The organism is Acidiphilium sp. C61, assembly GCF_905116885.1.
GTDB lineage: Bacteria > Pseudomonadota > Alphaproteobacteria > Acetobacterales > Acetobacteraceae > Acidiphilium.
In genome coordinates this window covers 3050548-3074792 of the sequence record NZ_CAJHNI010000005.1, presented here as the reverse complement: position 1 = coordinate 3074792, position 24245 = coordinate 3050548, and the positions used below count along the sequence as shown (strand labels likewise).

Genomic DNA, 24245 nt, shown 5'->3' with positions numbered 1-24245 from the left:
TGAAATTTTAATTCGAATGAAATTCGTTCATTAAAAAGTATGGTATTTCGATTACTATTTGGTAATATGGTCTCAGAAATAACAGGAATTCGATCATGTCCCTGACCGACAACGACCACCAGAACCCCGCCGTCGAAGACACCGGCAAGGCCGAGCGGTCGACCACCCGCTACAGCCGCCGTCTCTCGGATAAAATCCTGATCGCATTCCACCACGCCTGCGACCAGGACGATTACGAGATTGCGGAAGATCTTCTCGGCATACTCGAACGCCTGCTCACCCGCCGGTCCATCCATCCCGACGCCAACCGCAGGAAGAGCATCGAAAGCCTCGTCGCGGCGCATGAGCGGCTGTGGCATCTGCGCCACCCCGAACGCCGCTACGCCTGACCGGCCGATCCCTGACAGGGTCTGGCTCGCGCCGCGCGGAACAGGGCCGCGTGGCAGCGTTTCAGACCCCAGATGTCAGGCGCCGGGCTCTCTGAGCAACGGGCCAAAGCCGCGCCGGTGATGCGCGGTGATCCCGAGGGTGATAATCGCCGCACGGTGGCTCGCCGTGCCGTATCCGGCGTTGCGCTCCCAGCCATAGCCGGGATGGCGCCGCGCCAGCCTCTCCATCGCCCGGTCGCGCACCACCTTCGCCGCGATCGACGCCGCCGCGATCGACAGCGACTGGGAATCCCCCCCCACCACGCACCGGCAGGGCATCGGCAGATCCGGCGCGATCTTGCCATCGACCAGCACGCGGTCGGGCCGGGTCCGCAGCCGCGCCACCGCCCGGCGCATCGCCAGCAGGCTGGCCCGCAGGATATTCAGCGCCTCGATCTCGGCAACGGATGAAGCCGCCACCGCGATCTCGGCGCCGGCACCGAGCAGTGCCGTCAGCGCCGCCTCCCGCCGTGCTGCCGAGAGACGCTTCGAATCATCGACCATTGCCACGATCGCCGCCGGCAGGTCGGGCGGCAGCACGGCGGCGGCAGCCACGACCGGCCCGGCCAGCGGGCCGCGCCCGACCTCGTCGACCCCCGCCACCACGCCGCCCAGGGCGCGCTCATGACTGAAATCAGGCATGCGGCTCGGTGCGCCTCGCCCGTGCCTCGCGCGCATTCGCCTCCAGCAACGCCGTCAGCCCCGCAAGGATCTGCCGTGGCGAGGGCGGACAGCCGGCGATCAGCAGATCAACCGGGATCACCGCCTGCACCCCGCCCAGAACCGGCGGCGCGCCCTTGAACACGCCGCCATCCAGCGCGCAGTCGCCGGCCGCGACGACGAAGCGCGGCGGCGCCATCCCGGCAAGGCTCTTGCGCAGCGCCTCGGCGAGGGTGCGCGTCGCCACCCCGGTCACCAGCAGGAGATCGGCGGCGCGGATGTCGTCCACCAGGACGATGCCCTGCGCGGCCATGCCGCCGCGCAACCGCCGGCAGGCGCCGATCTCGATCTCGCAGCCGCCGCAACTGCCGGCATCGACATGCCGCACCGCGAGGCTCCGGCCGAGCAGCGCCTGGCCCGTGGCCGCAAGCCGGGCACCCAGCACCCGGACCGGATCGTCCATGTCATCCATCATTATCATCCATCGATGTCATCCATCGATCGCCCCCGTCGGCACCGCGTAGCATGCCTCCAGCACGGCGAAGCCCTCGATATCCAGCCCGACAGCCGCCTCCTCCAGGCGGCTCGCGAGGCGCGGCGCCGGGTCGATCAGCGCCGCCGCCGCGATCTGCCCGTCATGCAGCTTCACCCAGTGATGCACCATCCCGCGCGACGAGGCGGCCGAGCCGAGCCCGGCGGCGCTCACCGGCGGCAGTGCTGCCACGATCTCGCCCGGCGGCGCCGCCTCGATCGCGGGCACGATCGCGCTCACGCGCGCCAGCACCGCCCGCGCCCGGTCGCGCGCCAGCGCCGCCGCCGGCCCCAGCGCCCGGCGGACGCGAAATCCACCCACCAGCCGCACCGACGGCACGGCCGCAGCCAGGGCGGCGGCGAGCGCCGGCAGCGCCTCCGGCCGGGCATCCACCTCCAGCCCGCCGGGCGTCACCGCGTCCATCATCAACCGGTGGCCGAACAGCACCGCCACGGCAGCGGCGATATCGTCCCGCACGCGGCCCAGGCGGGTCGCAAGCCCGGGCCGGCCCGCCGCCTCGAGCGCTGCCGTCAGCGCCAGCAGATGCGCCGTCACCCGCTCGATATCCAGCATCGCCGCCCGCAGCGCCGCGGCGCGGGGCGGAATATCGCACCCGCCCGCCGCCTCGGCGGCACGGGCGAAGGCAAGCGCATGCGCCACCACCGCATCGCCGGCCAGCCGCGCCGCGAAACGCGCCGCCGCGCGCGGCGACTTGCCATGCAGCAGCGCCGCGATGTCGCGGTGGGCATAGCCGTGGCGATGTTCGAGCCGGGCAATCCGCCCCGCCGCGATGGTGAACCGGCGATGCACCGGCCGGGCGATCAACCCGGCGACCGGCCCCTGCCCGACCTGAAACGCCCCCTCATCGGCCGGCGCGTCGAAGCGCGGCCAGGCGGCGTCGCCCTCGCCGTGGCGGATGGCCGGCCGGGTGTCGGTCGCACCCGTCGCGGTCGCGCCATGGGTTTCGGCCGCCCGCCGCTCATACCAGCCAGCCTCGGGGATCGCCGGCGAAAGCGCGGGATACGCGCCATTGTCCAGCGCCACCGCCACCAGCAGCGGCGCCGCACGAAAGAACAGCGCATGGGCACGGCCATCGGCGACGAACAGCCCGGCGAAATCCGCCGGGTCCACCAGCTCGGCGAGACGCAGCCAGTCCGCCGGCGCGAGCAGATGCAGCGCGGCGCCGCCGCAGGGCTCGACCGGCGCTGCCGCGAGCAGTGCCGCGATTTCCGCGTCGCTCATCGCAGCCCCGCCACCGGCGCCGCGCCGAGCAGCACCATCAGGACGAGCAGCAGCAACACGGCCGGCCCGCGCCCCGGCCTCTCGCCGGCGCCGCCCGCCGCCGGCAGCGTCAGCCCGCGCGCGGCTCCGATCCCGAGCAGCGCGACGAGCGTGCAAGCCAGCAGCGGCGAGACCGTCGCGGCCGCGCTGGCGATGCGGAAATCGCCGGCGAACACGCCGAAGGGCGGCATCCCGGCCAGCGCCGCGATCGCCCAGCGCCGCAGCCCGCCCTCGCCCGCCAGGGCGACGGCGATGCGGCCGAGCGCCACCCCCGCGAGGATCGTCGCCCCGCCGCGGACATCGCCGAGCCCGAACCCGACCATCGCCGCTCCGCCCTGCAACAACGCGAGCGCCTCCGCCGCCGGCCAGCGCCGCCAGAGCAGCGCGAGGCCACCGCCCATGCCGAGCACCCCGGCGACGATGCCGAGCCGCGCCGCCGTCACCCCGCCCAGCAGTGCGAGGGCGAGTGCGGCGAGCGTGAGGATCACGCCGGTTCGCGGCGCGCCGCCCGGCAGCACCAGCCGCACCGCCCCGAGCGCCGCCGCCGCGATGGCGAATTTCGCGGCATAGACCGCGATGCCCACCGGCCAGCCCAGCGGCGCGGTGGCCCGCGCGAGGCCGGAAGGGGCGATGAGCGCCACCAGCAGCGCCAGCCCGGCGGCGCGGCGCAGCATGGCTTCGGCATGAAACACCGCACGGTCGGGTCCGGCATAATCGCCGGGCACCGGTGCTGCGTCGGGCCAGGCCAGCAGCACACCGAGCGCCGCGAGACCCGCTTCCGCCACCGCGGGGCGGGGCACGGCGGCAAGGGCGGCGAAGCCGAGCAGCCAGCCGAGATCGGCCCCGAGACCGGACGCGGCAAGGCGGATCGCGGCAAGCCCGGGGCCGGCCATGCCGGGATCGATCCCTGCCATTACCCGTATCACCCGCCCCAGCGCGAGCAGCCCGACGAACAGCGCCGGGCCGGCAAGCCCAGCGGTGAGCTGCCCCGCCGCGAAACCGGGCATGATGGCAAGCAGGGTGATCGTCACCGCCAGCGCGGCCAACGGCCAGATGCCATGCAGCGGCGAGGCGAAGGCCGGGCGGATGCGGCGCTTGCGCAGGAGGCGGCGCAGATCCCGCACCGGCTGCGCGAACGGCATGCCGGCCTCCCCCGCCACCGCGCCGGCCAGCCGGGCACGAACGCATTCGAGCAGCAGCGCCGCCGCGCCAAGCAGCGCCACGGACAGCAAGGTGGCCATCGTCCGGCCGGCAAGGGCTGCGAGGATCACGACCACCACCCTGCGATGCGCGCCCCGCCGATCCGCCGGGCGAGCCAGGTCGCCGGGCCGCGCAGGGGCGCGGCAAATCCCGTCGCGTTGATCTGCGTCACCGGATCGCCGAAGGGCAGCCAGGCGGGCGGGCGGGCAAACCCGTCCTCGACGGGCGGCGCCTCGACCGGCCCGGCGCGCAGGCTCCAGCGCCACAGTCCCAGCAGCAGCCCGAGCGGGACCAGCAACAGAACCGGCGCGGTGACAAGGGCGAGCCCGGCGGCGGCGGCCACCGGCAGGCCGAGCGCGACGAGATCACGGCGCGGCAGATCCTCGGCGGCAGCGGCGCGCAGGCTGCGCGGCCGGCCGAGGCAGACCAGCGCGAAAAGCCCCGCCGCCGCGAACCCGGCCAGCGCGAAGCCGCCAGCAAGGGCGATGGCGACGAGATCACCCGGCCAGCCCGCCCGCAGCGCCGCCGCGAACGCGCCCTGAAACGCGACGAAACCCGGCCCCGGCGGCAGCAGGCTCGCCCAGAACACCGCCCCGCCGAAGCAGAGCGCGAAGCCCGGCATGCCGCGCGCCAGCCCGCCCAGCCAATCCGGCGCGCGCGAACCCGTCGCGTCCTCAATCCGTGATGCCGCGAGCGCCAGCACCGGCGCCGCCAGCGCTTCGGTCTCGAGCGCGAGCCGCATCGCCGTCGCATCGCCAAGCCCGGACGCGACCAGCGCCAGCCCGGCAAGCCCGATCGCCATCCCCTGGGCAAACCGGCGCAGATCGCCCCCCAGCGCGGCGAGCAGATATCCGGCGGGACACAGCACCGCCCCGGCCACGAGTATGATGCCTGGCAGCCCGGTTGCCGCGGCCAGCGCCAGCAGCGTGGCCGGCAGCACGGCGAGCGCCGCCGGCGCCGCACGGTCGCGAAGGCCCAGAAACCCCACGATCAATGCCGCAAAAACAAGCGTGTAGAGATTATTCGCGAGAATGACGACGAGGCCGGCAATTAGCAATATGGCGGAACCACCCAAGCCCGGCGCGGCCAGCAGCGCGGCAGATCCGCCCGCCAGCACGGCGGCGAGCAGCTCCGCCCGGCCCGGATCGATCGCCAGCGCCAGCCCGCCCGCCGGACCAAGCGCCGGCAGCGCGACCGCCAGAGGGCCGGGCAGCAGCACCGCGCCGCCCAGCGCCAGCACCGTCCCGGCCAGTGCCAGGCCGGCAGCAATGATTGGGGCGATCGACAAGAATCGCGCGAGCGAACGGGGCGCAGGGCGTGCCATGGTCCCTTGCTAGCAGGGCCCGGCCGAGTCGGGTATGGCGCCGATGTGACGGTTCAGGGCACGTGCCGATCCTGATGGATCGGATGATGCTCTATCATATTGATAAACAGAGCATCTTTATCCGACCAGATGTGTCCATCTGATCGGATGATGCTCTAGCCCGAAGCGGCGTGTCGCTGCAGCCGCCGCGCGGCGACCAGCAGCGCCAGCAGCGCCAGATCGGCCGCGACGAAGGCCGCCGGGCTGATCCGCGCGGTCGAGAGATTGGCATCGAGCACCCGCCACGGATCGATCCCGGAATTCAGCGCATACCATCCCGCCTCGCCACCGGCAGTGAGCGCCACGGCGCCGAGGGCGAGGACGAGGATCCCGGCCAGCGAGCGCCGGAACTCTGGCGGCGCGAGACGCCACAGCATCAGCCAGGCAAACAGGCCGAAGGGCACCATCGCCGCGGCGACGTCGATCTTCTGGGTCAGGAAGAAATGCCAGATCGAAAGTGCGGCAATCGGATAGACCAGCCGGTGCAGCACCTTCCACCGCCGTCCCAGCCGCGCCATCGCCGCATCGGTGGAGGTCGCGGCCAGCGCCAGCAGCCCGATCGTCGCGATCGTGCCGAGGATGAGGTAGAACACCGTAAACATCTGATTCAAGACGAATCCAATGGCGTATCCCTCATCCGCCGCATACAGAACGACATGCGCGAACGTATACGCCGCCGCGGCGAGGCCCAGCATCCGCCGCAGCATCGCCACCCGCATCCAGTCGAACACCGCCCGCGCCGGGGTGATGGCGAGGCCGAGCAGCAGGAAGCGGATCGCCCAGAATCCGGTCTGCAGCATCAGCTCATGAGTCGGCCGGCCGCCGAGCTGTCCCGCCTGCCGCTCCCACAGCATGTAGCCCGCCGGGGCGATGCAGAGCGCGAGGGCAATCGCCTTCAGCCAGGAAAACCGACCGGCCGGCGTGCGCCATGGCGCGCCGAAGACGCGGGGCTGGCGTTTCGGGCGAACCGGGATTTCGGCTTGCGGGGCAGCGTTCTGCATGGCGGCTCGGATTTGCGTTGCGGGACCAGAGATATGCCCTCAATTCGCCCCGCAACCACCATCCGGATGCGGATGAGAGCAAAATTCCGTTCAACATTCCGCGCTTGACCGTTCGGGGTGGCGGCTCGCATAACCTCTCGCCATGACATCCGCACGGCGCGCCGCCTGCCTCATCCCGCGAATTCGCCGCCCGGTCCTGATCTAGGGCCGGGATTGCACGACTGTCCTTTCCTCCGCCGGAGCCTTTTCGATGAACGACCAGCCGTCCAGCCCGCGTGACTACCGCGCCACCGTCTTCCTGCCGCGAACCGGCTTTCCGATGCGCGGAGACCTGCCGAAGCGCGAGCCAGAGGCGCTGGCGCGCTGGGCGGCGACGGGCCTGTTCGCCCGGCTGCGCGCCGATGCCGCCGGCCGGCCGCCCTTCATCCTGCATGACGGCCCGCCCTATGCGAACGGCAATTTGCATATCGGCCACGCGCTGAACAAGATCCACAAGGACCTGATCAACCGCGCCCGCCAGATGGCCGGGTTCGACGCCAATTACGTCCCCGGCTGGGACTGTCATGGCCTGCCGATCGAGTGGAAGGTCGAGGAAGGCTACCGCAAGGCGGGCCGCAACAAGGACGAGGTTCCGGTTCTCGAATTCCGCCGCGAATGCCGCGACTATGCCCAGCACTGGCTCGACGTGCAGGCCGAGGAGTTCAAGCGCCTCGGCGTCGAGGGCGACTGGGCGAACCGCTACGCCACGATGGATTTCGCCTCCGAAGCGGCCATTGCGGCGGAAATCCACAAATTCGCCGCCTCCGGCGCGCTCTATCGCGGGCTGCGGCCGGTGATGTGGAGCCCGGTCGAGAAGACCGCCTTGGCCGAGGCCGAGGTCGAGTATCAGGACCGGCGGGACACCGCGATCTGGGTCCGCTTCCCGGTGATCGGCGGCGATCTCGAGGGGGCGGCGATCGTGATCTGGACGACGACACCCTGGACCATCCCCGGCAACCGCGCCCTCGCCGCCGGGCCGGAGTTCGAATATGTCGTGATCCGCATCGCTGACACCACCGAGCACAGCCTCGCCCGCAAGGGCGAGCGCCTCGTCGTCGCCGCCGAGCTGCTCGATGCCTTCGCCGCCGAAACCGGCATCACCGCGCATGCGGTCGAGCAGACGCTGCGCGGCAAGGATCTCGGCGCCCTCGTCTGCGCCCACCCGCTGCGCGGCCAGGGCTATGATTACGATGTCCCGCTCCTGCTCGGCGATTTCGTCACCACCGAGGCCGGCACCGGCTTCGTCCACATGGCGCCCGCGCATGGCGAGGACGATTTCTTCCTCTGCCGCGCCAATGGCATCGAGGTGCCGGAAACCGTGAACGACGACGGCACCTACGCAGCCGACGTGCCGCTCTTCGCCGGCCTGCATGTCTACAAGGCCGCCGACCCGGTCTGCGCCGCGCTCACTGAAGCTGGCGGCCTGCTCCGGCGCGAGGAGTTCCTCCACTCCTATCCGCATTCCTGGCGGTCCAAGGCGCCGCTGATCTATCTCGCCCGACCCAACTGGTTCATCCGGATGGATGGCGAGGAGGCGATCCGCGCCCGCGCGCTGGAGGCGCTCGACCGCACCGCCTTCGTGCCCGACCAGGGCCGCAACCGCATCCGCTCGATGGTGGAGGCGCGGCCGGACTGGTGCATCTCCCGCCAGCGCGCCTGGGGCGTGCCGATCGCGATTTTCGTGCGCCGGGACGACAAGTCGATCCTGGCCGATCCGGCGGTCTTCGCCCGCACCCGCGCCCTGTTCGAGGCCGAGGGCGCCGATGCCTGGTATGCCCGCCCCGCCGCCGACTTCCTCGGGCCGGACCACGACCCCGCCGATTTCGAGCAGGTCTTCGACATCGTCGATGTCTGGTTCGAGAGCGGCTCGACCCACGCCTTCGTGCTGGAGGCGCGCGGCATGCCCTGGCCGGCGGATCTCTATCTCGAAGGCTCCGACCAGCATCGCGGCTGGTTCCAGGCCTCGCTGCTGGAAGCGGTCGGCACCCGCGGCACCGCGCCGTTCAAGGCGATCGTCACCGACGGCTTCGTGCTCGACGAGCAAGGCCGCAAGATGTCGAAATCGCTCGGCAACGTCACCGCGCCGCAGCAGGTGATCGACCAGTATGGCGCCGACATCCTGCGCCTGTGGGTGATGAATTCGGACATCCACAACGACCTGCGCATCGGCAAGGACATCCTCAAGCAGCAGGCCGATCTCTACCGCCGCATCCGCAACACGCTGCGCTGGGTGCTTGGCGGGCTCGACGGCTTTACCGAGGCCGAGGCGATGCCGGCCGCCGACATGCCGGCCCTCGAACGCTACGTGCTGCACCGCCTCTCCCGGCTCGATACGATGCTGCGCCGCGCCGTCGAGACGCATGACTGGACCGGCGTCTATCCGGCGATCCACCAGTTCTGCAACAACGACCTCTCTGCCTTCTATTTCGACATCCGCAAGGACGCGCTCTATTGCGACGTCCGGCTCGATGCCGAGGGCGGGCTCGTCGCCCAGAGCGAGACGCGGCGCGCCTGCCGCACCGTGCTCGACATCCTGTTCCGCTGCCTCGCGACATGGCTCGCCCCCGTCCTGCCCTTCACCGCCGACGAGGCCTGGCGCGCCCGCCATGGCGAGGCGGCCTGCGTGCATCTCGCGCAGTTCCCCGAACTTCCCGCCGCCTGGCGCGACGACGCGCTGGACGAGGCCTGGACCGAGATCCGCGCGGTGCGCCGCATCGCCAATGCCCGGATCGAGGAGGCCCGCCGCAACGGCGACATCGCCGCCTCGCTGCAGGCGAAGATCGTCCTCACCTTCGCGGTCGATGCGCCGGAAGCCCTGCGCGATGCGGACTGGGCGGAGATCATGATCACCTCGGCGGCGGCAACCGACATCGCCGCAGCACCCGAAGGTGCCGGGGCCAGCGCGCCGCTGCGCGCCGAGCCGGTGGTCGAGATCGCCGCCGGGGAGAAATGCGAGCGCTGCTGGAAAGTGCTGCCCGAGGTTGGAAGCAACCCTGCGCATCCCGGCCTGTGCCGCCGCTGCTGCTCGTATGTCGAATGACGGGTACGGCAAATCCCGGCGCGCCCGCCCAGGGTAACGCAAGCCGCCGCGCATTCGGCGCGCTGATGGCGCTGGTCGTGCTGGCCATCGACCAGGCCTCGAAGGCGTGGGTGCTCTACGGGCTCGACCTGCCGCGGCGCGGCAGCGTCGCGATCCTGCCGATGCTCAACTTCACCATGGTCTGGAACCACGGCGTCACCTTCGGCATCCTGGCCGGCGACGATGCGCGGCTGCTGCTGATCGCCGTCGCGACAATGGCCATCGCCGGGCTCTCGGTCTGGCTCTGGCGCAGCCCCTCACTGCTCTCGACCCTCGGCCTCGGCGCCATCATCGGCGGCGCCGCGGGCAATGTCATCTCGCGAATCGGCTATGGCGCCGTGGTCGATTTCGTCGATGTCCATGTCGGCACCCTGCATTGGTACGTGTTCAACCTCGCCGATGCCGCGATCGATGGCGGCATCGCCGCGCTGATCCTCGAAAGCCTGTTCAGCCACGACCGCGCCGGTCACTTGCCGCCTCCGGCGCGCGAGGATAAGGAAACGCCATGACCCGTTCATCGCGCGCGACCCTTCCGTTCCTGCTGCTCGGCCCGCTGCTGCTGGCCGGCTGCAGCCATCCCGCCAAGACGTTCGGGCTCGAACTCAGCCCGCCGGACGCGTTCGCGGTCGGCACCGAGGCGCCGCTGAGCGTGCCGCCGGATCTGCAAACCCTGCCGCCGCCGGTTCCCGGCGCGCCGCGGCCGCAGCAGGTCTCCGCCGCTGGCGAGGCGCAGAGCCTCCTCGCCCCGCAATCCACCTTGCAACCGGGCAGCACCAGCCTCGGCCCGGCGCAACAGGCGCTGCTGCAACAGGCTGGTCCCACTCCGCCCGCCCATATCCGCGCGACCATCAACCGTCAGGCCGAACAGGAAAGCCGCGGCACCGGCTTCGTGGATTCGCTGATGTCCTTCGGCGGCAAGACCCAGGGCGGCAACCAGGTGGTCAACGCGCAGTCCGAACAGAAGCGGCTGCAGGAAAACGCCGCCCTCGGCGAACCGGCGACGAAGGGTGCGACCCCGGCAGCCGCACCCGCCGGCGCATCGAAAGGCTTGCTCGGCCGGGTCCTCGACCTGTTCTGAGCCGTTTTCCACCGGCAAGGGTGCGGTTCGTCCGCCCCGCCGCTTGAAGTCGCCTCCGCGCGGGACATATCGCTGCCATGTCGAACAGCATCACGGCCCCACCGGCCGCGGCCCAACCCGGCCGCGCCGCGCCCTCCTTCGCCCTGACCACGCTCTTTGCCGTCGCCACCGGCGCGGTGGTGGCCAACATCTATTACGTGCAGCCGCTGGTCGGCACGATCGCGCCGGATATCGGCCTGCCGCCCGCGGTCGCGAGCCTGCTGGTGACGCTGACGCAGCTCGGCTACGCCGCCGGCCTGCTGCTGCTGGTGCCGCTGGGCGACCTGCTGGAAAACCGCAAGCTGATCGCGCGGATGGTCGGCGCCTCCGCCCTCGCCCTCGCCCTTGCCGCCTTCGCCTGGAACGGCGCGAGCTTTCTCGCCGCCTCGCTGCTGATCGGCGTCAGCTCGGCGGCGGTGCAGATCATGGTGCCGATGATCGCCTCCCTCACCCCGGATGCGATCCGCGGCCGGGTGGTGGGCAATGTGATGGCCGGCCTGCTGCTCGGCATCCTGCTCGCCCGGCCGATGGCAAGTTTCGTCGCCTGGCTCGCCGGCTGGCGGGCGGTGTTCGGGCTCTCGGCCGCCGGGATCGCGGCACTCACGGTCCTGCTGCGGCTGAAACTGCCGCGCGTGACGCCGAAGCTCGACCATCACTATGGCGAGCTGATCGTCTCGATGCTCGGCCTCTACCGCACCGAGCCGACGCTGCGCCGCCGTGCCGCCTATCAGACCTGCGCCTTCGCCGCCTTCACCCTGTACTGGACGGCGGCACCGCTGCTGCTGCTGCATGAATTCCACTATACGCAGCTCGGTGTCGCCATCTTCGCCCTGGTCGGCGCCGCCGGCGCCGCCGCAGCACCGATCGCCGGGCGGCTGGCCGATGCCGGATATGGCCGCCCCGGCACGGCGACGGCTCTCGGGCTGATCGCCCTGTCGTTCCTGATCTCGGGCTATGGCGCTTCCATCCACAGCGTCGTCCTTCTCGCCGGCGCCGGCGTGCTGCTCGATTTCGGCGTGCAGGCCAATAATTTGTTCGGCCAGCGCGCGATCTACGCCCTCGCCCCCGAGCTTCGGGCCCGGCTCAACGGCGCCTACATGACGGCCTTCTTCCTCGGCGGCGCCGCCGGCTCGGCCGTGGCCAGCACGCTACTCATTCGCGGCGGCTGGCACGTCGTCGCCCTTGTCGGCGCAGCACTGCCACTGACCGCCCTTATCTATTTCACGATCAACGAGTGGCGCCGGGCGAGGCTGCGGCACCACGGATGAAGGCGGCGCTCTCATCGAGGGTGGCGCGGCCCTCAGGCAGGATCGCCTGGAATATCGGCCAGACATGCGGCACCACCGGCCAGACCCGGAGCAGGCTGGCGACGCCGGCGGCCAGCGCCTTTTCGTGCAGGCGCACGGAATCATCACGCAGCACCTCGCGCGCGCCGACATGGGTGAGCATCGGCGGCAGGCCGGCGAGATCGGCATAGAGCGGCGAGGCCAGCGGATTGCGCGGGTCCGCCCCGGCGAGATAGGGCCGGGCGCCATCGGCCAGCCGGCTGGCCTTGATCATCGGATCGCGCCGGGCGTTCTCGACGATGCTGGCGCCGGTCGCCGCAAGGTCGGTCCAGGGCGAGAACAGCAGCAGCCGTGTCGGCATCGGCATCCCCGCCTCACGGAGCCGCAGCGCCAGCGCCAGGGCGAGGCCGCCGCCGGCGCTGTCGCCGGCGATGGCGAGGGCGGCGGGGTCGTACCCCTGGTCGATCAGGCCGGCCCAGGCGGCCTCGGCATCGTCGACCGCGGCGGGAAACGGATGCGCCGGGGCGAGCCGGTAATCGGCGGCGAAGACCCGCAGGCCCCTTGAGGCGAGGCCGCCGGTGATCGGGCGGTGGGATTCGGCGGAGCAGACGACATAGCCGCCGCCATGCAGATAAAGCACGGTCATCGCCGGCGGGGCGCCGAAGGCGGGTTCGACCCATTCGCCGGGGACGCCGCCGATGATCGAGGGCGTATATCGTGCCCCTCGCGGCGTGGGCATGGGCGAGCGGAACGCCCGTTGGAGGGTTTTGGAATCATGGGCCCTGGCCAGCTTTCGCTTGACCTCGAACCGCAGGACCGGATTGAGCAGGTGGGCAGCGAGGCTGGTCATGTGTGGGGTGCCGTGGCGAATTGAAGATCGGGGTTGAGTGCCTGTAAGATGGGGTCATGCCGATCCGCCGCCTAGACCCGACCACGATCAACCGTATCGCCGCCGGCGAGGTGATCGAACGGCCCGCCGCCGCGGTCAAGGAACTGGTGGAGAATGCGCTGGATGCCGGGGCCCGGCGGATCGGGGTGACGATCGAGGGCGGGGGGATCGGGCGGATCGAGGTGACCGATGACGGGCACGGGATTCCGGAGGCGGAACTGCCTCTGGCGATCGAACGGCATGCCACCTCGAAGCTGACGGACGAGGCGCTGGTCCGGATTGCCACGCTGGGGTTTCGGGGCGAGGCGCTGCCCTCGATCGGGGCGGCAGGGCGGCTGAGCGTGACGTCACGCCCGGCGGGGCAGGATTCGGCGGCCCGGATCGTGGTCGATGGCGGGGCGGTTCGGGAGGTCGAGCCGGTGGCCGGGCCGGTGGGGACGAGCGTGATCGTCGAGGATCTGTTCCATGCGACACCGGCGCGGCGGAAATTTCTGCGGAGTGCCGGTTCGGAAGCGGCGGCCTGCGCCGATGCGGTGCGGCACCTGGCGCTGGCGGCACCGGGGGTGGGGTTTTCGCTGACGATCGACGGGGCGACGAGTTTCGACCTGCCGCCACAGGACCGGCGGGGGCGGGTCGCGGCAATTTACGGGCGGGGGGATGCGGAGAAGCTGCTGGAGATCGAGGCGGTTCGGGAAGAGGTGGTGCTGCGGGGGTTCATTTCGCCGGCGAGCCTGACCCGGGCGACGGGGCGACACCAGCACATGGTGGTGAACGGGCGGCCGGTGCGGGACCCGCTTTTGCGGATGGCGCTGCGGCTGGCGTATCGGGAGCGGATTCCGGCGGGGCGGCATCCGCTGGCGGCCTTGTGGCTGGAGATCCCGCCGGAGATGCTGGATGTGAATGTGCATCCGGCGAAGGCGGAGTTGCGGTTCGCGGCGCCGGAGGCGGTGAGGTCGCTGATGATCGGGGCGGTGCAGCGGGCGCTGGCGATTCCGGCGGAGCTGGCGGTGGCGCCTTCGGTTTCGTTGCCGCGGGCGGGCTGGGCGACTGCGCCGATGCCACGGGCGGCGCGGGGGTTTGCGGAGGCGGAGCTGCGGGGGCTGGATTTGCCGCCGGGGCGGGTTGTGCCGGAGGTTTTGCCGGAGGTGCGGCCGGAGTATCCGCTGGGGACGCCGATCGCGCAGGTGTTTGACACGTATATTCTGGCGCAGAGCGGGGATGGGACGCTGGTTCTGGTGGACCAGCATGCGGCGCATGAGCGGCTGACGGAGATCCGGCTGCGGGCGGAGCGGGATTCGGGGGTGATTCCGGCGCAGGCGCTGCTGGCGCCGGCGGTGGTGGAGCTGGGGGCGGAGGATATTGCGCGGCTGCTCGGGGCGGCCGGGCGGCTGGCGGGGCTGGGGCTGGAGATCGAGGCGTTCGGGCCGGGGGCGGTGCTGGTGCGGGCGGTGCCGGCGGCGCTGATGCGGGCCGATCCTTCGGGGCTGGTGCGGGATGTTGCGGATACGCTGGCGGAGAGCGGGACGGCGACGGCGCTGGAGGTGCGGCTGGATGCGGTGCTGATCCGGATGGCGTGTCATCGGTCGGTGCGGGCGGGGCGGCGGCTCGCTTTTGCGGAGATGGAGGCGCTGTTGCGGGCGATGGAGACCACCCCCCTCGCCCAGACCTGCCCGCATGGGCGGCCGACGGTGTTGCGGCTGACGCAGGGCGATCTGGAGCGGATGTTTGGCCGGGCCGGCTGATCGTTTTGGAATCGTAACGATTTGGGCGCGATGAGGCGCTGGCGGGTTACGCGCTAAATTTGGCGCTGAGTTTCCGGCGCGGGGGGTTGAAGCGGGCGGCGCCGGGGGCGCGGGGCCAGGGCGCGTTGGCGGGCGGGATTTCGTATCGTGGTGGGGGGTTTGGCCGGGGCGCGGGCGGCGCCTGGGCGGGTTGGGCGGTGGTTTGCGGCGTTTGCGGTTCGGGTTGTGGGCGTTTGGTGCGCGGGCGGCGGAGGGAGGGCGGCGGGCGGAAGCCGATGGTGTGGCAGAGGGGGCGGAGGGTGCGGCCGATTGCGGGGTTGGCGGCGATGAGGGCCGTCATTTCCGGGGTGTCGAGCAGGGCGCGGAATTGGGCGGCGACGGAGGCGGTTCCGGGGATGAGGCGGGAGAGCCAGCCGAAGGATTGCGGGAGGGTGTGTGGCGGGCCGGCGCGGTGCGGGCGCTGACGGGTGCGGGGGGTGTGCGGCGGGGCGACGGCGAGGCGGGCGAAGCGGGCGGCGAGGCGGCGGATTCGCTGCCAGATGAGAACGATGAGCGGCCCGGCGACGCGGTGCCGCAACCCCTCCCCGGCGATATGGGCGCAGAGCGCTTCGATGAAGGCGTCGAAGCGGAGGAGCAGAAAACCGGGGGATGTGGGGCTTGGGGTGGTCACAGGAGCAAAAGTCCCATGAGGGGGTGGGGGTGGGCAAGGTTTTTTGTTAGTTTTGATCCGGTGCTTGTGTTTTTTGTCGGTTGGCGAAAAGCCAGCGAGACCCGGTGTGTAATCCAAACACCCGAATTCTGTGTGCGTGGAGGCGATGGTCGGTTGGGTCGGAAATGCGCTCAGAACGGACGTTCAGGCCTAGTTTCGGTGTATCGGAAATCAATCACGAGGCGAGTAGGCGGGCGACGATCGATAAATTAACGCAACAGAGCCAGCTTTAAACCTTCACCCAGGGTAAGTATTTTTTAAGATCAGGGATTAAATCACTAGCTTTTTCAAAACTTGGCCTGCCGATTTTCGGGGCATGTTTACCGTATTCTTTGGCCATTTTTTCCCCGTACTCTTCAAGTACATTGACGAGTATAAGGCTAAAGCCGATGCAACTGTCGTTGTAATATTCTATGGCCTCCATCAATTTGGGGTATCGATCATCAACACTGTTATTAGCATAGGGAGTACCAAAATAAAGGTTTATTCTCCTCGTATCATCGTTATCAGGTGTGTTTTTAATTTCGTCGATCCAAGCGTTGCGTTGTTTCACAACGTCGGCAAAACCCTCGATAGACTGCGTCAGAGGAGTTAGAAGAAGCAAAGCTCTACCGCTCGGGTTATTCAGATCTAAAAGAGTTTTTTGTAGTTCCGCAATAGGAGAATATGGGAGCGAAATCGTCTGCAGTGTGAGTTTAAGAGAAAAAGTGGTGCCAGCAGAGATTGCTGATGCATTCATCCGCATGTAATGGGATTCGTGATCAGTGCGTTGCTGTTTGTATTTGGCAACAAGATTTTTGGTATGCTGCTTTTTGGTCACAATGTAGGTGTTGGCGATATTGGAGGCAAAGCTCAGCGCCGCATTTACACCTCTTATTTCACGCAAGATTTCTTTCCGCCGTGCCGTCCGTTCGGCAAGAAGCTGGGCACCCCAGGTGCCAGCGAAAGCAGCAATAGAAGTGCTGAAAATAGCAATGGAAAGCGGCGAAGAAAGAACTTCTTTCGCAATTCCGAACAAATTTACAAATATATATTGGTCACTCATATGAAAAATCTACCGTGAAAATTTATGTAGAGATAGCATCATTCGTCAGAGACCTCGCCCATGGGAGAAACCAAAGGTAGCTTAGGTGAACGATACCCACGACTTTCATACCGCCGCAGATTAATGGGTTGCACTGCGCGGACCCAATCTACAAATCTTTGGATACATTGCCAATAATCGCCTTTTGAACAGGCCGCCAGAAACCTCCCTGTTCGCTCCCGGCCCCGATCCGACTACCAGCCAACCGGCGGTCAGTCGCCCAAACTCGTCTTTCCACGAGTTTTTTCGACGCCCCTAAAATGGCTGTTTATTTCAAACAGAGCACTGACCTCATGGCATCGGTCCGATGAAGAAGCATCCCGTCAGATAGTCTAAAATACTCCACTGTGGCCGGCAGCTTTAAATAGCGCGTCTATTAACGACACCCTAATTCGGCTATATATTAGTTATGCAACAGCATCGATGGACCGATCAAGCAATGAATGACAAGGATTTTTTGAAATTCGGAAAGAAACTCGGGCTGCTCAAAACTGTCAAATTCGATAACATTAATGAACAAAATATACGCGTCAATGACGTCAAAGATAAAATTTTTAAAATTAAACGTAATCTTGATGAAATATTTATGTTCTTAAAAGACAATACGGCCTACAATCGACAAACTCAGCACGCGTATTATTCTGCTTATTTGAGTCCGCAGGGAGGTAATTACGCGCGCATCTCGGCGCTTTTGTACGCGATTCTTCAAACGCAGAGCAGGCCATCACTAGATGATAGCACTGAAACTTGGCAGATACTGTTTAATCACAGGACGACCTTCGACGCCGTACAAAATCCCACAGATCTCCTAGACGCGTTATCTAATTTGAGTTCTGCTGACCCTGTCCCGGGTCCTACCGGAGGGATTTTCGACCGGATGTGGTACGTCCTCGCGGGCAGCAAAGGTTTCGGTGAAAAAACTGCGGCGCTGTTCATTAAGTCAATTATTGACGTCCATACTCTTGAAGTGAACACCAATTTGCGTTTCCTCGATAACGTTTATGTTGCGTCAGACGATTTCGTTCGCGTGCCAGTCGACTCTGTTATTAAGTATATCTTCAAGCACATTACCGGAAGCAATCTTGATTTCGACACGATTAATGATTTGATATTCAAAGTCGCCGGGAGAACCAATGATGAAGCCACCATATGGGATGACCTTTGGTTCTGGGGATTTATCACCCAGCATGGGGGCGGCGATGATCGCAAGCTTGCCATCAACGAAGCAAAATTCTGGGCGATCTACGGCACACCCAAGGAGAAATGGGCTGACGTAAGAGCGCAGGCGGAGAAATTTATCGAGGTACTACGTGCTTGTGGATTTAATTGATGCAGTCGGTTCATTGCGGTTGTATCTAATCATGCACTGGGACGTAAAGATAACCGTGCTACAGACGTGCCAGCCTTCTGACCCATAGGCTCCGGAAACTGTCTGTCGGCTACCGGCCCAAATCACACTTCCGCAACTCTCCCTCCCCTACCCCTCCCCTACCCCTACCCCTCCCCCTCCCCCACCCCCGGATCGGAGGAGCAAAATAACGCCGCCTCCGCCTCGCGTCTCCGTTTGAGGCCGGCGAGCAAAATTCCGTTGGCGAGGTCCCAGCGGGGGAATTGGGCGGCGGCGGCGGTGTAGTCGCCGTTGTTGAGGCAGCGGAGGAGGGTGGAGCGGAGGAAGTTGCCGGCGCCGAGGTTGTAGACGAAGTCGATGAGGGCGGCTTGTTGGTGTGGGGTCAGGGGGACGGTGACGGCGCGGGTGACGGTCTGGTTGGCGGTGGCGAGGTCGCGGCGGGCGAGGGTTTCGGCGGTGGTGCGGGTGATGGGTGGGGTTGTGGGGGTGATGGGGGTGTTGGTTTCGTCGCTTGTCGAGCCGTAGCCGATGGTCCAGGTGCCGGCGGCGTCGCGGTAGGGGGTGGGGGAAAAACCTTCGAAGGGGATGATGAAGGTTTCGAGGACGAGGGTGAGGATTGCGGCGGTGTCGGGTGTATTGGGGTCGGGAGTGGTGGGGTCGGGCGTATTGGGGTCGGGCGTGTTAGTGAAATTGGGGGCGGGGTCGGCGGGGATGGTGGGGGATTGTGGGGTGGTGTCGGGCATTGTCTCGTTCTCCTGCTGGATCGGGCGAGGATGCCATGCGGGCGGGAGGGTGAGAAAGACTAACGTTTGATAACATTACGGTGGCGGGCCGGGTAAAAGGCGGGTCGCAAAAAACGGGGCGGGATCAGGGGTTGGGTTCGCCGAAGCGTGTGGCGAGGGTGGCGAGGAGGCTGCCTGGGGGGAACGGGGCGTCGGGGGATATGCCGGCGCGGCGCCACATTTCGCCATAGGCGTGGAGGAAGGCGGATTCGGGGGGCAGGCGGGGCGGGTTGGGGCGGAGCAGGGCTTCGGGGCTTTCCCAGTAGCCGATCGGGTTGGCGAAGCGGGGCGGCATGATGGCGTAGCCGTGGGCGGGGTGGAGGCGGGTGAGAGCGGTCAGCAGGTCGGGGCCGAGTTCGCCCCAGTCGATCGCGTCCTTGGGGAAGCGTTCGGCGACGGCGAGGGCGAGGTCGATCACGTCGCCCTTCGTGGGGGTGGGGTTGAAGATCACGTTGTTGTTGAGGGTGGTTGTCCAGCCGCGGGGGCGGAGGCGGCGGTGGAACCAGGCGCGCTGGGTGACGAGGAATTTCTGCGCCGGCAGGGCGGCGGCGGGGCGCAGGGCGATGACGTCGGAATCGGTCCAGAGGCCGCCGTGGCGGGAGAGGACGATGTAGCGAAACCAGTCGGCGAAGCTGGCGATGGAGACGCGGCGGTTGGTGAAGAGGGCGGAGCGGGGGAGGATTGCGGCGGCGTCGGCCGTGGTGACACCGGAGGGGAGGTTGGGCTGGGGCGTGTAGGTCCAGATGGTGAGCGCGTAGCCCTGGGCGAGGACGCTGCGGATGGCGAGGCGTTCGAGGCGGCGGGGTGGGTCGCCGTGCCAGAACATGTGGGCCTGGATGGTCATTGCCAGAGGGTCATTGCCGGAGGGTCATTGAAAGAGGGTGATGACCAGGCCGCCGGCGCAGATGAGGGCGCCGCCGAGGAGGATGGCGGGGGATGGGCGGAGGCCGAAGCCGAGCCAGTTCACCAGCTGGGCGATGAGGAAGAAGAGGGTGACGTATATGCCGAGGACGCGTCCGAAATCCCATGGGCCGAGATTCACCACGAGGCCGTAGGCGGCGAGGACGAGGATGCCGGCGGCGAGGAAGGGGGCGCGGGCGAGGCCGTGATGGTGGAGGGCGGCGCGCATCAGGGCGTCGCCGCCGATCTCGAGGGTGGCGGCGGCGGCGAGGAGGGCGAGGATGGCGGCGGTGTTCACGGGGTGGGGGTTATTCTTCCGGCGTCATTCTTCGGGGCGGGGTTCGTTCAGCAGGTCGAGCGCGCCCTGGAGCATGTAGGAGGCGGCGGCGGCATCGACCCTTCCGGCGCGTTTGGCGCGGGAGAGATCGGCCTCGATGAGGGCGCGGTTGACGGCGGCGGAGGAGAGGCGTTCGTCCATCATCGCGACGGGAAGGCCGGTTTCGCGGGCGATGGCGTGGGCCCAGTCGCGCGCGGCCTGGGCGGCGGGGCCGAAGGAGCCGTCCATCGAGAGGGGCAGGCCGATGATCAGGGCGGCGGCACCTTCCTTGCGGGCGATGTCGAGAATGGTGGCGGCGGCATCGGCGAGCTTGCCGCGCTTCATCGCACCGTAAGGGGTGGCGAGGCGGCGGCCGACATCGGAAAGGGCGATGCCGATGATTTTCGATCCGGGGTCGAGGCCGATGAGCCTTGCGTTGCGCGGCAGGGTGGCGGCGAGGTCGGTCAGGTTGAACAGTGTCATGCGCGCGTTTATGGTCCAGCGCGCTCAGAAACCCAAGGGATCAGTCATGTCTCTCGATCACGCGACGGTAAGCCGCATCGCGAAACTCGCCCGTATCCGCCTCGACGAGGCGGAGGTGACGCGGATGCAAGGCGAGCTCAACGCGATTCTCGGCTATGTGGAACAATTGGCGGAAGTGGATGTCGAGGGTGTCGCGCCGCTGTCCGGCGGGGCGCAGATGGCGCTCAGGATGCGCGAGGACGAGGTGACGGACGGGAATTATCCCGACCGCGTGCTGGCGAACGCGCCGGAGCGGATCGGCGATTTCTTTGCGGTGCCGAAGGTGGTGGAATGAGCCTGATGGATATGACGATCGCCGCGGCGCTGGACGCGCTGGCGGCGAAAAAGGTTTCGGCGGTGGAGCTGGCCGAGGCGCATGTGGCGGCGGTGGAGGCGCTCAATCCGCGGCTGAACGCGTTCATCACGACGACGCCGGAGCTGGCGCTGGAGCAGGCGCGGGCGGCGGATGATGCGCGGGCGAAGGGCGAGGCCCCTGCCCTTGCGGGCATTCCGATCGCGATGAAGGATCTGTTCTGCACCGAGGGTGTGCGGACGACGGCGGGATCGAGGATCCTGGAGCCGTTCGTGCCGCCGTATGAGAGCACGGTTTCGGCCAGGCTGAAGGCGGCCGGGGCGGTGATGCTGGGCAAGGCCAATCTCGACGAGTTCGCGATGGGGTCATCCAACATCACGTCGGGCTACGGGCCGGTGGAGAATCCGTGGCAGCGGGCGGATGGCGCGAAGCTGGCGCCGGGCGGATCGTCCGGCGGGTCGGCCGCGGCGGTGGCCGCACGGATGGCGATGGGGGCGACGGGGACGGATACCGGCGGGTCGATCCGCCAGCCGGCGGCGTTCAGCGGGATCGCCGGGATCAAGCCGACCTATGGGCGGTGCTCGCGGTTCGGGATCATCGCGTTTGCCTCGTCGCTGGACCAGGCGGGGCCGATGGCGCGGACGGTGGAGGATTGCGCGATCCTGCTGCGCGAGATGAGCGGGTTCGATCCGAAGGATTCGACCTCGGCGGAGCGGGCGGTGCCGGATTTCCGGGCGGCGTGCGCGCGCGGGGTCAAGGGGCTCCGGATCGGGATTCCGGCGGAGTATCGCGTGGAGGGCATGCCGCGCGAGATCGAGACGCTGTGGCAGGACGGGATCGACTGGCTGCGGCGGGGGGGGGCGGAGATTGTGGATGTCTCGCTGCCGCACACGAAATACGGGCTGCCGGTGTATTACATCGTCGCACCGGCGGAAGCGTCGTCGAACCTCGCGCGGTATGACGGGGTGCGATTCGGCGCGCGCATCGAGGGCAAGGACCTGATCGACCTGTATGAGCGCACGCGGGCGGCCGGGTTTGGCGACGAGGTGAAGCGGCGGATCATGATCGGGACCTATGTGCTCTCGGCCGGGTATTACGACGCGTATTACCTCAAGGCGCAGAAGGTGCGGGCGCTGATCCTGCGGGATTTCCAGGAGGTGTTCGCGAAGGTGGACGCGCTGCTGACGCCGACCGCCCCCTCGGCGGCGTTCGCGCTGGGCGAGAAGATGGACGATCCGGTGACGATGTATCTCAACGACGTGTTCACCGTGCCGGCCTCGCTCGCCGGCGTGCCGGGGATGAGCGTGCCGGCGGGGCTGGATGCCGGCGGCCTGCCGCTCGGCTTGCAGGTACTGGGGCGGCATTTCGACGAGGAGACGGTGTTCGCCGTCTCGTCCGTGCTGGAGCGGGCGGCGGGGTTCGCGCACAGGCCGGGCGTGATCGCGGGAGGTGCGGCATGAGCTACGTGATCGAGGGGACGACCGGCGCGTGGGAGCTGGTGATCGGGCTTGAGGTCCATGCCCAGGTGATCTCGCGCTCGAAACTGTTCAGCGGCGCGGCGACGGCGTTTGGTGCCGCGCCGAACAGCCAGGTGAGCTTCGTCGATGCCGGGTTTCCGGGGATGCTGCCGGTGATCAACCGCGAATGCGTGGCGCAGGCGGTGCGCACCGGGCTGGGGCTCGCCGCGCATATCAACCTCGTCTCGCGGTTCGACCGGAAGAACTATTTCTACGCCGACCTGCCGCAGGGCTATCAGATCAGCCAGTACGAGCATCCGATCGTGGGCGCCGGGGCGATCGAGATCGAGCTGGAATCGGGCGAGACGCGGACGATCGGGATCACCCGGCTGCATCTGGAGCAGGATGCCGGCAAGTCGATGCATGACCAGCATCCGAGCAAGTCGCTGATCGATCTCAACCGCTCGGGGGTGGCGCTGATGGAGATCGTCAGCGAGCCGGACATGCGCTCGCCGGAAGAGGCCGGCGCCTATCTGCGCAAGCTGCGCACCATCCTGCGCTATCTCGGCACCTGCGACGGCAACATGGACGAGGGCTCGATGCGGGCGGACGTCAACGTGTCGGTGCGCAAGCATGGCGAGCCGTTCCGCACCCGCTGCGAGATCAAGAACGTCAACTCGATCCGCTTCGTGATGCAGGCGATCGAGGCGGAGGCGAAGCGGCAGATCGAGATCTGGGAAGCCGGCGGGACGGTGGACCAGGAGACGCGGCTGTTCGAGCCGGCGCGCGGCGTGACCCGCTCGATGCGGAGCAAGGAGGACGCGCACGACTACCGCTATTTCCCCGAGCCGGACCTGCTGCCGCTGGTGCTGGAGGAGGCATGGGTGGAGTCGCTGAAGGCGACGCTGCCGGAGCTGCCGGATGCGAAGCGGGCGCGGCTGATGCGCGACTTTGGCCTGTCGCGCTACGAGGCGTCGATTTTCGTGATGGAGCAGGTGACGGCGGATTTCTTCGAGACCGTCGTCGCCGGGCGCGATGCGAAGCTGGTGGCGAACTGGATGCTCGGCGATTTCTTCGCCCATCTCAACCGCACCGGGACGAGCATCGAGACCTCGCCGGTGACCGCCGCCCGGCTCGGCGAGCTGCTCGACCTGATCACCGACAAGACGATCAACGGCAAGATCGCCAAGGAGGTGCTGGAGCTGATGTTCGACACCGGCGATGCGGCGGGCGCGATCGTCGAGGCGCGCGGGCTGAAGCAGGTGACGGATACCGGCGCGATCGACGAGGCGATCGACAGGGTGGTTGCCGCCAATGCCGACAAGCTCGCCGAATACAAGGCGGGCAAGGACAAGCTGTTCGGCTTCTTCGTCGGCCAGGTGATGAAGGCGATGCAGGGCAAGGGCAACCCGGCGCTGGTGAACGAGGCGCTGAAGCGGAAGATCGGCGAGCCGGCTTCATCATGATCCGCGCCCTCGCCGCCCTGCTGCTCTGCGCCGGCCTCGCCCTCGGCCTCGCCTGTGCCCCGGCTGCCTTTGTCCCCACCGCCTTTGCCGCGACCGCGGCGCAGACGACGCTGAGCGGCGTGCCGCTCGGCAAGGGCGGGGTGGTCGAGGTGAGCGGGCTGGTGCCGCCGCTCGGCTTCACCATGACCGAGGCGGAGACGGGAAAGACCGTCACCGCACAGGATTTCCGCGGCAAGACGGTGCTGCTCTATTTCGGCTATACCAACTGCCCGGATGTCTGCCCCGACACGCTCTACAAGCTGCACATGCTGTTCCGCGCGCTGGGGCCGGCAGCGAAGAACGTGGTGTTCCTGTTCGTCACCATCGATCCGAAGCGGGACACCGATGCGGTGCTGGCGAAATATGTGGCGCTGTTCGACACGCAGTTCCGTGGCCTGCGGGGCACGCCGGACCAGATCTACCGGCTGGCGCGGCGGTATCGGGTGGTGGCATCGGTGCATCCCTCGCCCGATCCGCTGAAATACCAGGTGGTGCATTCGGCGCTGGTCTATGTGTTCGACGCGAAGGGTCGGGCGCGGTTCATCATCCCCGATCTCGGGCTGACGCGGCACCCCGACTACAAGGCGCTGGCCGCGGATATCGAGGCGGCGAACCGGAGCAAGGCGGGCGGCGTGCTGGGCTGGCTCGCGCGGTTCGAGTAACGCGCCGTCATCTTGCTCCTGACCGCGCGG

General features: G+C 67.8%; 24 protein-coding genes. 11 read left to right on the top strand and 13 right to left on the bottom strand.

Annotation, left to right across the window (positions count from 1 at the left end):
- Positions 1–95 precede the first annotated feature (95 nt).
- On the top strand, positions 96–389 hold the full coding sequence (locus HUW10_RS17230; protein ID WP_174504593.1) for a hypothetical protein: 294 nt from the start codon (positions 96–98) through the stop codon (positions 387–389).
- Between the two features lie 75 nt (positions 390–464).
- Here the strand turns inward: HUW10_RS17230 and HUW10_RS17225 are convergent, their stop codons facing one another.
- The 6 genes from HUW10_RS17225 to HUW10_RS17200 form a co-directional block, all read right to left on the bottom strand.
- Positions 465–1070, bottom strand: a complete 606-nt coding sequence (locus HUW10_RS17225) for a ribonuclease HII (protein ID WP_174504592.1) — start codon at positions 1068–1070, stop codon at positions 465–467.
- Complete coding sequence (locus tag HUW10_RS17220; RefSeq protein WP_236656477.1) at positions 1063–1551, bottom strand: NADH-quinone oxidoreductase subunit B family protein; 489 nt, start codon at positions 1549–1551, stop codon at positions 1063–1065. The genes HUW10_RS17225 and HUW10_RS17220 overlap by 8 nt, the downstream gene beginning before the upstream one ends.
- A 27-nt stretch (positions 1552–1578) precedes the next feature.
- Complete coding sequence (locus HUW10_RS17215; protein ID WP_174504590.1) at positions 1579–2862, bottom strand: Ni Fe-hydrogenase III large subunit; 1284 nt, start codon at positions 2860–2862, stop codon at positions 1579–1581.
- Positions 2859–4172, bottom strand: coding sequence for a hypothetical protein (locus HUW10_RS17210; RefSeq protein ID WP_174504589.1), 1314 nt, complete (start codon positions 4170–4172; stop codon positions 2859–2861). Before HUW10_RS17210 ends, HUW10_RS17215 begins: the two co-directional genes overlap by 4 nt.
- Positions 4169–5389: a hypothetical protein gene (locus tag HUW10_RS17205; protein ID WP_236656475.1), complete on the bottom strand. Its 1221-nt coding sequence runs from the start codon at positions 5387–5389 to the stop codon at positions 4169–4171. Before HUW10_RS17205 ends, HUW10_RS17210 begins: the two co-directional genes overlap by 4 nt.
- A gap of 191 nt (positions 5390–5580) precedes the next feature.
- The gene (locus HUW10_RS17200; protein ID WP_174504587.1) at positions 5581–6465 is read right to left on the bottom strand and encodes a sulfite oxidase heme-binding subunit YedZ; all 885 of its coding nucleotides are present in this window, start codon (positions 6463–6465) and stop codon (positions 5581–5583) included.
- 250 nt (positions 6466–6715) lie between these two features.
- On the opposite strand from HUW10_RS17200, the gene ileS reads away from it, so the two are divergent.
- From ileS to HUW10_RS17180, 4 genes are all read left to right on the top strand, one after another.
- Positions 6716–9544, top strand: a complete 2829-nt coding sequence (gene ileS, locus HUW10_RS17195; RefSeq protein WP_174504586.1) for an isoleucine--tRNA ligase — start codon at positions 6716–6718, stop codon at positions 9542–9544.
- Positions 9541–10092, top strand: coding sequence for a signal peptidase II (lspA, locus tag HUW10_RS17190; protein ID WP_174504585.1), 552 nt, complete (start codon positions 9541–9543; stop codon positions 10090–10092). The genes ileS and lspA overlap by 4 nt, the downstream gene beginning before the upstream one ends.
- Positions 10089–10661 carry a DUF3035 domain-containing protein gene (locus HUW10_RS17185; protein ID WP_174504584.1) on the top strand — a complete coding sequence of 191 codons (573 nt, stop codon included), beginning with the start codon at positions 10089–10091 and terminating at the stop codon, positions 10659–10661. Before lspA ends, HUW10_RS17185 begins: the two co-directional genes overlap by 4 nt.
- A 77-nt stretch (positions 10662–10738) precedes the next feature.
- On the top strand, positions 10739–11968 hold the full coding sequence (locus tag HUW10_RS17180) for an MFS transporter (RefSeq protein WP_174504583.1): 1230 nt from the start codon (positions 10739–10741) through the stop codon (positions 11966–11968).
- On the opposite strand, the gene HUW10_RS17175 is transcribed toward HUW10_RS17180, so the two are convergent.
- On the bottom strand, positions 11928–12836 hold the full coding sequence (locus HUW10_RS17175) for an alpha/beta hydrolase (protein WP_174504582.1): 909 nt from the start codon (positions 12834–12836) through the stop codon (positions 11928–11930). The genes HUW10_RS17180 and HUW10_RS17175 overlap by 41 nt on opposite strands.
- A gap of 56 nt (positions 12837–12892) precedes the next feature.
- Here HUW10_RS17175 and mutL point away from each other — a divergent pair, with 56 nt between their 5' ends.
- Entirely contained in the window at positions 12893–14617 is a 1725-nt protein-coding gene (mutL, locus tag HUW10_RS17170) for a DNA mismatch repair endonuclease MutL (protein WP_174504581.1), read from the top strand.
- Between the two features lie 46 nt (positions 14618–14663).
- Here mutL and HUW10_RS17165 read toward each other — a convergent pair whose 3' ends face one another.
- Together HUW10_RS17165 and HUW10_RS17160 are read right to left on the bottom strand one after the other, a co-directional pair.
- Complete coding sequence (locus HUW10_RS17165; protein ID WP_174504580.1) at positions 14664–15287, bottom strand: hypothetical protein; 624 nt, start codon at positions 15285–15287, stop codon at positions 14664–14666.
- 268 nt (positions 15288–15555) lie between these two features.
- A complete protein-coding gene (locus HUW10_RS17160; protein ID WP_174504579.1) occupies positions 15556–16371 on the bottom strand; it encodes a hypothetical protein in 816 nt (271 codons plus the stop codon).
- Between the two features lie 478 nt (positions 16372–16849).
- Between HUW10_RS17160 and HUW10_RS17155 the strand changes: the two genes are divergently transcribed.
- On the top strand, positions 16850–17740 hold the full coding sequence (locus HUW10_RS17155; RefSeq protein WP_174504578.1) for a hypothetical protein: 891 nt from the start codon (positions 16850–16852) through the stop codon (positions 17738–17740).
- A gap of 164 nt (positions 17741–17904) precedes the next feature.
- On the opposite strand, the gene HUW10_RS17150 is transcribed toward HUW10_RS17155, so the two are convergent.
- From HUW10_RS17150 to ruvX, 4 genes are all read right to left on the bottom strand, one after another.
- On the bottom strand, positions 17905–18501 hold the full coding sequence (locus HUW10_RS17150; RefSeq protein ID WP_174504577.1) for a lysozyme: 597 nt from the start codon (positions 18499–18501) through the stop codon (positions 17905–17907).
- 124 nt (positions 18502–18625) lie between these two features.
- Positions 18626–19384, bottom strand: a complete 759-nt coding sequence (locus HUW10_RS17145; protein WP_174504576.1) for a glycosyltransferase — start codon at positions 19382–19384, stop codon at positions 18626–18628.
- 24 nt (positions 19385–19408) lie between these two features.
- Positions 19409–19738: a hypothetical protein gene (locus tag HUW10_RS17140; RefSeq protein WP_174504575.1), complete on the bottom strand. Its 330-nt coding sequence runs from the start codon at positions 19736–19738 to the stop codon at positions 19409–19411.
- Positions 19739–19762: 24 nt separating this feature from the next.
- Entirely contained in the window at positions 19763–20239 is a 477-nt protein-coding gene (gene ruvX, locus HUW10_RS17135; RefSeq protein WP_174504574.1) for a Holliday junction resolvase RuvX, read from the bottom strand.
- A gap of 46 nt (positions 20240–20285) precedes the next feature.
- Between ruvX and gatC the strand changes: the two genes are divergently transcribed.
- Genes gatC through HUW10_RS17115 form a run of 4 tightly spaced genes read left to right on the top strand, consistent with a single transcriptional unit; the run spans position 20286 to position 24215 of the window.
- Complete coding sequence (gene gatC, locus HUW10_RS17130) at positions 20286–20573, top strand: Asp-tRNA(Asn)/Glu-tRNA(Gln) amidotransferase subunit GatC (protein WP_174504573.1); 288 nt, start codon at positions 20286–20288, stop codon at positions 20571–20573.
- A complete protein-coding gene (gene gatA / locus HUW10_RS17125) occupies positions 20570–22051 on the top strand; it encodes an Asp-tRNA(Asn)/Glu-tRNA(Gln) amidotransferase subunit GatA (protein WP_174504572.1) in 1482 nt (493 codons plus the stop codon). The genes gatC and gatA overlap by 4 nt, the downstream gene beginning before the upstream one ends.
- Positions 22048–23514 (top strand): Asp-tRNA(Asn)/Glu-tRNA(Gln) amidotransferase subunit GatB, encoded by a 1467-nt coding sequence (gene gatB / locus HUW10_RS17120; RefSeq protein ID WP_174504571.1) that lies wholly within the window; start codon positions 22048–22050, stop codon positions 23512–23514. Before gatA ends, gatB begins: the two co-directional genes overlap by 4 nt.
- Positions 23511–24215: an SCO family protein gene (locus HUW10_RS17115; protein WP_174504570.1), complete on the top strand. Its 705-nt coding sequence runs from the start codon at positions 23511–23513 to the stop codon at positions 24213–24215. The genes gatB and HUW10_RS17115 overlap by 4 nt, the downstream gene beginning before the upstream one ends.
- The last annotated feature ends 30 nt before the right edge of the window (positions 24216–24245 follow it).